Origin of the sequence: Methanobrevibacter sp. 87.7 (assembly GCF_002208625.1) — an archaeon.
GTDB lineage: Archaea > Methanobacteriota > Methanobacteria > Methanobacteriales > Methanobacteriaceae > Methanarmilla.
The window spans coordinates 1-11125 of record NZ_MRCT01000058.1 but is presented as its reverse complement, the minus strand read 5'-3'; the positions used below and the strand labels follow the sequence as shown (position 1 = coordinate 11125).

Below are 11125 nucleotides of genomic sequence, written 5' to 3'. Positions count from 1 at the left end.
ATTTAGCCTTAAATAAAAAAATCTAAAATAATCCTATAAAATAAGTAAAAAATTAATTAAAAATAAAAAAAATCTAAAATAATCCTATAAAATAAGTAAAAAATTAATTAAAAATAAAAAAATAAAAAATGGAATTAAATAATATTAAATCCAATTAGAATACCAATAAGAAGACTAGCAATAATTATTATCCCAATAAGAACTGATGTAAATAATGTAATTAAATAAGAAGTATCCTCAGACAACTTATAAGATAATACCTCTTCAAGCATTTTTCCACCATCTAATGGTTTCATTGGAAGTAAGTTAAATAAACCTACTGAAAGGTTAATTATATAAATCCATTTTAATAAATCCTCTAAACTTAACCAGAACCAAGGTAAAATATCACCATAAGTATTTTTAATATCTTCCTTAATAACAAAATGTTCTTGACATCTAATACCCATATAACCAATAGTTTTATTATTAGGATTTTCACCTAGTTTAAAACTAGATGTTCCTTTATTTGTTTTCAGTTCAACCGTAGTATTAGGAGTTAAATTATAGACAGCATGAACATAATCTGTTGAATTTTTAATAGTTTTATTATTAATTCCAGTTAAAAGTTCTCCTTTACTAATATGACCTACTGCAGGAGCATTAGTTACAACCTGTGTTACTTCAACTCCTTGTTGATCATATACTGCAGGAATTGCACAATTAGCAAGTAATGCAACTAAAAGTAAAGCAACAACTGCAAGAACAATATTTGCCATTGATCCTGCTCCAAGGATTCTAAGTCTACTAAGTTTTGAAACTTTAGATACTTGTTCTTCATCAGGTTCTACAAAAGCACCAGGAATAATAAAAAACAATAATAATCCCATAGATTTAACATCAACATTTTCTACTCGTGCAAGAATACCATGTGAGAATTCATGTACAATAAGTAAAATGATAAGTGCAATAAATCCAGATAAAAATGGAATAAAAATTGGAGAACCTGGGATATCAACACCTGGAATAAGAATAGATACAGATGGAGTTGTTGTAATTGTTCCAAGAGATACTATTAAAAGATATGTCATTAATCCCATAGCACCAAAACATATAACAATACCTATATTCATATACCATTTCCAAAACTTAGGAGCTTTTTTAGCCAGTTTATCTACAAAATCAATAAATTTATGAGTTCTCCACATTATTATTGGAAAACCAAGTTCTAAGTTTGAGTCTTCATGATACATTTTATATAATGCTAAAATGGTCCATACAAAAATAAAACCAATTACATAATACCATATACCATTCACAAATATCACTTATAAAAAATTTAATAAAAGAATATACTTTGTATAATTATAAAAAAATTTAACAAAGTTAAAATATAGTTAATTTTTATGACTTATATTATATAAAGTTTCTAAAGTAAAAAAAAATAAGAATTAAAACAAAACAATTAAAATAAAAAAAATAAGAAAAATGTTAAAACCAATGATAAAATAAAAAAAAATTAAATTAATTAATCAAAATCATATATTCTTAAAATTGTTTGATTTTTAGTATTAATATTTTGATAAGAATATTTATATTCACCTTGCCATGCATCAAAAACTTTTTCATCAATCATATGATGATCTCTTTCTGAAGGACTAAACCATTTATAAGGTAAACCAATAATTGCTCTTTTTGAAATTCTAGCTAATTCTTTAAAAACATCATTCTGTTCACCCATAATACCAAAGTGTTCAAGTACTTGAGATAAAATAACAAGATCATATTCTTTATCTTTAATTGGATAAGGGAATTTAGTACAATCATGAACAATTACTTTATTAACACCAAATGGAAAAAATTCTGAACGATCCATATGATCAATAACATCCTCATTTTCAATAAGAGGTGCTTTATAAGGACCAAATTCTAAAATTTTATGAACATCATCCATTCTAGATAAAACTTCAACCATTTCTTGATAAAATTTATCCCAACGTGAACTATCATAATAAGTATCATCACCAAACTTAGTTAAAACATCATTTTTAGTTAAAAATCTTCCTGGAAAATTACGTGGTGCTTGAATATTTCTTTCAAGTTCACTTACACGATTATTTAAAGAAGAAACCTGTTTTTTAAGGTTATTATTTTCTTTAACTAATTTTTCATGTTCTTTTTTATAATAATTGTAGCTATTACTTTTATTTAAAATAAAATTAAAAAGATTATTTCCCATAATATCGACCTAAAGAATTTATATTAATTTTTACAATAATTCAATAAATCAATTATACTATAATCAAGCATTCCAATTCATTGAATCAAAGAAAATTAAATCAACAGAATCTCCTTTTTCAATACCTTCATTATTTTCATCAATAACAATATAACTATTTGCCTCAACCATACTTCTTATAATACCAGAGCCTCTATTTAAAATATGACGAGCATGAATATTATCTGCATTAGTCCTAATAAAATCAGTACGTCCTAAAGTTGATGGTATTTTTAATTGAGATTCTCTTTTAACTACATTAAAATTATAATCTTTAAGACCTTGCATTCTCATAATATAAGTTCTTGCAAATATATCAAATTGACTCATTGCAGCAACAGGTTGACCAGATAATGTGAAAATAGGAGTATCATTAACAATTCCTGCACCTGCAGGTTTTCCAGGCCTCATTGCAACACCATGGAAAAGAATTTCTCCAAGATCATCTACTGCATCAAGAACAACATCAGCATCACTTACTGCAGTACCACCAGTTGTAATAACAACATCATATTCTTTACTTGCGCTATCAATTGCATTTTTAACTTCATCAAAATTATCATAAGCATGAGATACAGAAACATTAGCACCTGCACTTTTAACTAATGCAGATATTGAATATTTATTAGAATTAATAATTTTAGATTTACTTTCTAAATTTTTACTAGGTTCTACTAACTCATTACCAGTAACAATAAGCTTAACATTAGGTTTTTTATATACTTCAACTTCATTATAACCTGCAGATGCAATTAAACCTAATTCTTGAGGACGTATTAAAGTATTTGCTTTTAATACTAAATCTCCTTTACTAATATCCTCTGATTTAGGACTTATATTTTCACCAGGAGTAACTTGTGAATGAATAGTTAAATTATCTCCATCAGCAGAAGTATATTCAACCATAATTACTGCATTTGCTCCATCTGGTATAGGTGCACCTGTAGAAATAGAAATTGCTTCACCATCATGAATAGTTTTATCTGAAAAATCACCAGCACTAATCTTGTCAATAATTTTAAAATCTTTATGAACATTATTAGATGCACCAAATGTGTTTTCAGCAATTACTGCATAACCATCCATTGCAGATTTATCAAATGGTGGAGAATTATGAAAAGACTTAATATCTTCAGCTAAAACTCTCATATAAGCTTCATCAAGACTTACTTTTTCAGTACTTGTAAATTTTTGATTATTATTAAGTTTAGAAACTGCTTCTTTAAGAGGCATTAATTTTGATAAAAACATTCTACATCCCACATATTATTTTAAAAAAAATAAACTATACTAAAAGAACTTTAAAATTATATAAACTTATAAAGTTTATATTAGAATTAAAAATTTAAATAAATTATATGAAAATTTAAACAATAATCCATTAAATATGTTTATTGTAAAAATCTAATTAAAAAAGAAAAACGATTTTTAAATAATTAAATATAATTATTCTCTAAAATTAAATAACTAAATAATTTTAAAACTTATACAAAGTAATGTTTTATTAAGAATAATAAAATCTTAAAAAAATTAAATAATTAAAAAATTCTAGATAAATCTAAGAATAATTAATTAAATTAAATAAAAATTACATCATATGTTCTTCAATAACACCAGTATATGCATCTTTTAATGAATCAACAGATAATTCAATATTGTTATCAATTTTTAAACTATCACCTTTAACTTCACCAATACATGCTACTGGAACATTGAATTTAGATAATATATCATTTAAAGCATCAGCTTTAACTGTCATTATATATCTACCATGTGATTCAGAGAATAATAAATTACATAAATCCATATCAGAATCTTTAGGTATATTATCTGTATTAATTTCACAACCTAAATTAGATTTTATTGCCATTTCACTTAAAGCAATAGCAATACCACCTGCAGAACAATCATGAATAGCAGTTATATTTTTATCTTGATCATTATCAAGTAAATCTAAAATAGATTTAGATGCATTAAATTCATCATCAATTCTAATTTTTGGAGCATCACCTTGTTCAATATTAAATAAAGTTCTATGGAACTCTGAACCTTCAAGTTCATCAAAAGTTTCACCAATAACTAATATTTTATCAGATTCATTTTTAAACTCAAGTGTTCTAATATTATCAAGTTTTTCAACACCAATTAAACCAACTGCAGGTGTTGGATTAATTTTAGCACCTTCATTTTCATTATAAAAACTTACATTACCACTAATAACTGGTGCTTTAAATTTCTCAGAAATTTGAGACATTCCTTCAATACATTCTTTAAATTGCCATAAAATCTCAGGATTTTCAGGATTTCCAAAGTTTAAACAATCAACAATAGCATATGGAGTAGCTCCAACAGATACAATATTTCTAATACCTTCTGCTACAGAACCTGCTCCACCATCAAATGGATTAAGTTTAGTATGAATAGGATTAGAATCTACAGTTAATGCAATAGCAGTTTCATCATCAATTCTAAGTACTGCTGCATCATCACCAGGTTTTACTGCAGTTCTTAATTGAACTTCATAATCATATTGTTTATAAACCCAAGATTTACTTGCAATATTTGGTGAAGATAAAATTCCAATTAATGCATCTTCAACAGTAATTTTAGGAACTTCTACTTTAGATTCATCTTTAACAGGTTCTTTAACTTCTCTATCAATTGAAGGAGGATCTGAAAGTAAGATTGTAGGAAGATTACATAATTCTTGATTTTTTTCAAAATCTTTAACAATCATATTATGTCCTTCAACAACTTCACCAATAACAGCTGAAGAAATTTCATGTTTATCACAGATTTTAGAAGCTAAATCAACATCTTTTTTATTTAAGACAAATACCATCCTTTCTTGTGATTCAGATAACATAATTTCATATGGAGTCATTCCAGTTTCTCTAAGAGGTATTGCATTAAGATCAACTATTGCACCATTATCACATGCACCAGCAAGTTCTGAAATACAACAAGTTAAACCTCCACCACCTAAATCTTTAACACCTGAAACTTTTATTTTATCCATAATTTCAAGAGATGCTTCAAGAACTCTTTTTTTAGTAAATGGATCTCCAACTTGTACAGCTGGTCGGTCTTCAGTTTCACTATCTGAAGTTAATTCTTCAGAAGCAAAAGTTACACCATTAATTCCATCTCTACCAGTAGTTCCACCCATTAAGAAAAATACATCCCCTACATTAGGTGCTTTACCATAGACAATTTTATCTTTTTCAACAAGACCAACACACATAACGTTTACAAGAGGATTAGTTCTAAATGATTCATCAAATTCAACTTCCCCTGCAACAGTAGGAACACCTACTCTATTTCCATAATCAGAAATACCTTTAACTACATTTTCAAAGATATATTTAAATTTTTGATCTTCTAAAGGTCCAAATCTTAATGGATCAAGAAGGGCTATAGGCATAGCACCCATTGATATAATATCTCTTAAAATTCCACCAATACCAGTACCTGCTCCACCATAAGGTTCTACTGCAGAAGGGTGATTATGACTTTCCATACCTACTGCAAGAGCATATTTATCTGTTATAGATACAAGTCCTGCATCATCTCCAGGACCTAAAATAATGTTTTCACCTTCAGTAAGAAATCTTCTTAAAAATGGTCTACTACTTTTATAAGAACAATGTTCTGAAAACATTACATCTAACATTCCTTCTTCTAAGGAATTCATTTTTCTACCTAATAAATTAGTGATATATTCTACTTCAGAATCCATCAAAGTCATTAAAATCACCGAAATAATTATTATACTCTATTTAAGAAAATATTTAAAGATAAAATAAAATTAAATTTAATCTTTAACTATTTTAATCATTAAATATTCATCTTCAATTTTCCAATCTTTAGTATACTCTTTATTAATATCTTGTTTTTCATTAGATTTAATATTTTTACATTCACCAACATTAATAGTTAAATTGTTAGCTCTAACTTCATTTGAGATTAAATCAATTTGTTTAATAACTAAATCTTTAAATGATTCTGAAGAACTTACAGTAACATTAATATTTGCTTCAACATCTAAATCCATGTCTTTTCTCATATCTTGAATTCTTCTAATTAATTCCCTAGACATAGCTTCTGAAACAATTTCAGGAGTAAGTTTTGTATTTACAAAAACATTTCCTCCTTTAAATTCAGAGGATACAAAATCATCAGGAAGTTCAGTGTCAAATAATACTTCTTCTGAAGATAATTCAATATTTTTTTCATTACCTTGACGGTCAACACCTGAAACAGTAATTGAACCATTATTTTCAAGATTTTCTTTTATAATATTACCATCAGCTTCTCCAAAGTATTTTTTAACAATACCAATATCACCTTTAAGTTTAGGACCTAATATTTTAAGGTTAGGTTTAGCAATATAAGATAATTCATCGAATTCAGAAGAACAGATTACATTTTTAGTATTAGATTGGTCTTTAATTACATCTTCTAAATCTTTAACAGCTGTAAATACTTTTTCATTTCCAGAAACAATAGTAATATCATTTACAGGCCATCTAAGTTTATATCTTGCAACATCTCTTGCACGTATAGATGCATCAATTACTTCTCTTACAATATCCATTTCATATTCAAGATCTTCATCAATTAAATCTTCATTAACTTTCCAATCTTCCATATGTACACTTTCTTTAGAATCTGAAAGATTTCCAACTACAAGATTTTGATATATAACCTCAGATATATGTGGAGTAAATGGAGCCATAAGTTTTATTAATGAAACAATAGCAGTGTATAAACCATAATATGCACCTAATTTATCTGGATCATCACTTTCTACCCAAGTTCTTCCTCTAATTAAACGTACATACCAACGACTTAAATCTTCTAATATAAAATCCATAATTTTACGTGTTGCTTTATGGAAATATAAATCTTCAATATCTTTTGCAACTTCTTTAGTTAATGTATTTACTCTTGAAATAATCCATTTATCTTCTTTTCTTAAATGGATATTATCTTTATTACATTTTTCAGGTTGGAAATTATCTAAAGACATGTAAGTTGTTGAGAAAACATAAACATTCCAAAGGATATTAAACATTTTATTTACATTGTTTAATTCATCCCATACAAATTTAAGATCATCCCAAGGTTTAGATGCCCATAAAAGATAGAATCTAAGTACATCAGCACCATATTTCTCAATAACATCTTCTGGACTTACACTATTTCCAAGAGATTTACTCATTTTTTTACCATTTTCATCTAATACAAATCCATGCATTAAAACATTTTTATATGGAACTCTACCTAAAGAAATTACACCAGTACCTAATTGAGAATAGAACCATCCTCTAGTTTGGTCATGACCTTCAGTAATAAAGTCATATGGATACCATTTATTAAATTTATCTTTTTCATGTGGATAATATAATGAAGCCCATCCTGCAACACCAGAATCAATCCATACATCTAAAACATCAGGAATACGTTTCATTTTTCCATTACATTTAGGACATTCTATTGGTATTTCATCAACAAATGGTCTGTGGACTAATTTACTATCTTCAACATCAGTATCAATAAGAGAATTTTCTTTTAATTCAGCAATAGATCCAATAACTTTAATTTCACCACAATCAGGACATACCCATATAGGTATTGGAATACCCCAATATCTTTGTCTTGAAATAGTCCAATCTTTAGCATTATCTACCCAATCATGGAATCTTCCTTCACCAGCCCATTTTGGAGTCCAATTTACTTTTTCAATCTCAGATAACATTTTATCTTTAATATCAGTAACTTTTAAAAACCATTGTTCTGTAGCACGATATATAATAGGAGTTTTACATCTCCAACAAATACCATATCTATGGTTAATAGTTCCATGTTCATACATAAAACCTTTAGATATTAAATCATCAATATTTGGATTGTAAGATTTTGTGTATTTACCTTCATATATTCCAGCATCCTGATTAAAATTACCACTTTCATCTACAGGACAGAATATAGGAAGATTATATGTTTTACCAACTTCAAAATCATCAGGACCATGACCTGGAGCAGTATGTACACAACCAGTACCTTCACCTAATTCTACATGATCACCAGGTAAAATAGTATGTACATTTTCTAATGCATCAAATTCTTTTTGTTTTGGAATTTCATCTAAAAATGGATAAACATATTTTAAACCAAGTAAATCTGAACCTTTAACTGTTTTAATGAATTTATAATTAATAGTTACTTCTTTAACTATTTTATCTTCTTCATCTTCATTTTCAGCAGGGATTTTATGTTTATGTGTTGTTTTTTCATATCCTAAAACATCTTCTACTAAATCTGCAGCTAAGATATAAATTTCACCATCTTTTTCAACAAATTTATAATCAAATTTAGGATTTACACAAATAGCAAGATTTGCTGGAATAGTCCATGGAGTAGTAGTCCATACTAAAACATACTCTTTAAGTCCTTCTGGATTTTCTTCACTTGATAATAATGGTTTTTCAAGAGGGAATTTAAGATAAATAGAAGGATCTTCTTTTTCTTCATAATCCATTTCTGCTGCAGCAAGTGCAGTCTCACAATGAGGACACCAACTAATTACACGTTTATCACGAGTAAGCAAATTTTGCTCATTAGCTTTTTTTAAAGTCCACCATGCAGACTCCATATAATTTGGATCTAAAGTCATGTATGGATCATCCCAATCCATCCAAACACCAAGAGACTTAAATTGTTCAGTCATTGCAATTTTATTATTAAAAGCAAATTCTTGACATTTGTCTACAAAAGTAGAAATACCTATTTTAGATTCAATTTCTTGTTTACTTTTAATTCCCATTAATTCTTCTACTTTATGTTCAATAGGAAGACCATGCATATCCCAACCTGCTTGTCTTCTTAATGAAAAACCATTCATACTTTTATAACGTAATAAAGTATCTTTAATAACTTTATTCCAAGCAGTACCTAAATGTATTTTACCACTACAATATGGAGGCCCATCAAGAAAAGAGTACTGTGGACCATTTTTCCTTATTTTATTAATTTTAGCAAAAATATCTTTATCTGTCCAAAATTCATGTACAGATTTATCTATTTTAGCAAATTCATATGACTTATCTGCCTCTTTTATTGGCATAAACTTTCTCCTTTTAATAAATATTAAATTAAAAAAATATATAAAAAATTAAACTATAAAAAAAATTTAAACTACTAAAAATTAATAATAGAATCATAAAGACTTAAATTTCTACTTAATACAAAAAATAAACTAATTTACATTAGGATAAAATCTATTCTTTAAAAATAAATAAAATCCACTAATTTCACAAGAAAAATACCTTTACTATATAATAATTAGTAGCTAATAAATTCAATATTAAATTTATTATAAATTAATAAACTCTTAAAAATTTTAAGAGTATTTAATTTATAAAAAATATTTCAACCTAAAAAGACAATGAATGAAAACTTCAATTATATTCAAGAAGTGAAAAAAATGAAATATAATAGTTTAGAAAAGTTATCATTTAATCAAAGCTAGAACCTAGAAAGTTTTAGCTTTACCTTTAACAACATCTTCTGTAATAACTGATATATTTTCAAGCCATGAATCAATAATGTTTTCAACTTTACTATTTACATCATCTAATTTGTAACCGTCTTCTAAAATTAATTGAGAAGTAGCAGCTCTAGGTTGATCAATAGGTTTACCAATTTGACTTAAAATCATTAAGTTAATTTGTTTTACTCCTTCAACATTTTCTACAACATCATTAGCAATTTTATTTGAAAGTAAATTATAAATTTTACCAACGTGGTTAATAGGGTTTTTACCAGAAGTTGCTTCCATAGACATTGGTCTGCATGGAGTAATAAGACCATTAGCTCTGTTTCCTCTACCTACTGAACCATCATCACCCATTTCTGCAGAAGTACCGGTAACTGTTAAGTAGTATCCAGATTCATCTTTTTTACTATCATCATCAGCAGTATTTACAAATACATTAACAGGACGATTAGTATATTTAACTGCAAGATCTGAAACAATATCTTTTAATTCTTCTCTAATGGAAATATATGCATCTCTATCATCAACATATTTAGAAACCATTGCACAACCAATAGTAAGAGTAATATCGTCTTTTTCTCTTAATCCCATAACTTTAATATCTTCACCAATAGCAGGATGTTTTGCTTTGAAATCTTTAGAATTTAAAAGATTTTCAGTTTTAGTAACAATTGTTTCTACTTCTGAAAATGGAGCATAACCTACACCAAATGAAGTATCATTACTTGAAACTGCACCTTGTCTTGAGAAAACATCTACAAGATCTCCAGAACCTTGACCAATTTTACATTCAACAACAGTATCTGCTTCAACATCAAGGTTAATAATTGTTTTATCTAAGAATTCTTTTGCAGATTCAATAGCAACTCTTTCAAGAGGGAATTTAATTCCATCATATTCATGGACTCCCCTACCAGTTAAAAGAATATCAATAGGTTTTAATATTTGTCCTCCACCAAAATGAGGATCAGATTCACCAGCAGTAATTTGTACTTCATCAGTATTATGGTGAAGAATTCCACCAAGTTCATCCATATACATTTCACATAATGCATGACTTACTGTTTCACCTAAACCATCACTAATACTATCTGGATGGCCTATTCCTTTCCTTTCAACAATTTCAATATCTAAATCTTCAATATATTTTTGATTTAATTCTTCGACTATTATATTTCTCATTTAATCACATCAAAATTTTTTTAGATAATTAATAACATTTATAAAATAAATTTAGCTGAATTTTAAAATTTTAAAAAATTCAATTATTATATTTTTATTTTTCATCAATAAAGTATATAATAATT

At 27.1% G+C, this 11125-nt stretch carries 6 protein-coding genes; all 6 read right to left on the bottom strand.

What is annotated here, in order from left to right; genetic code table 11:
• Nucleotides 1-134 precede the first annotated feature (134 nt).
• On the bottom strand, nt 135-1298 hold the full coding sequence (locus BGI41_RS04120; RefSeq protein ID WP_088538969.1) for a site-2 protease family protein: 1164 nt from the start codon (nt 1296-1298) through the stop codon (nt 135-137).
• Nucleotides 1299-1507: 209 nt separating this feature from the next.
• On the bottom strand, nt 1508-2218 hold the full coding sequence (locus BGI41_RS04115) for a class I SAM-dependent methyltransferase (RefSeq protein ID WP_088538968.1): 711 nt from the start codon (nt 2216-2218) through the stop codon (nt 1508-1510).
• A gap of 63 nt (nt 2219-2281) precedes the next feature.
• Nucleotides 2282-3508, bottom strand: a complete 1227-nt coding sequence (gene glp, locus BGI41_RS04110; protein WP_088538967.1) for a gephyrin-like molybdotransferase Glp — start codon at nt 3506-3508, stop codon at nt 2282-2284.
• A 337-nt stretch (nt 3509-3845) separates the two neighbouring features.
• On the bottom strand, nt 3846-6005 hold the full coding sequence (gene purL / locus BGI41_RS04105; RefSeq protein ID WP_088538966.1) for a phosphoribosylformylglycinamidine synthase subunit PurL: 2160 nt from the start codon (nt 6003-6005) through the stop codon (nt 3846-3848).
• Between the two features lie 66 nt (nt 6006-6071).
• On the bottom strand, nt 6072-9386 hold the full coding sequence (gene ileS / locus BGI41_RS04100; RefSeq protein ID WP_088538965.1) for an isoleucine--tRNA ligase: 3315 nt from the start codon (nt 9384-9386) through the stop codon (nt 6072-6074).
• Nucleotides 9387-9794: 408 nt separating this feature from the next.
• Entirely contained in the window at nt 9795-11000 is a 1206-nt protein-coding gene (locus BGI41_RS04095; protein ID WP_088538964.1) for a methionine adenosyltransferase, read from the bottom strand.
• Nucleotides 11001-11125: the final 125 nt, after the last annotated feature.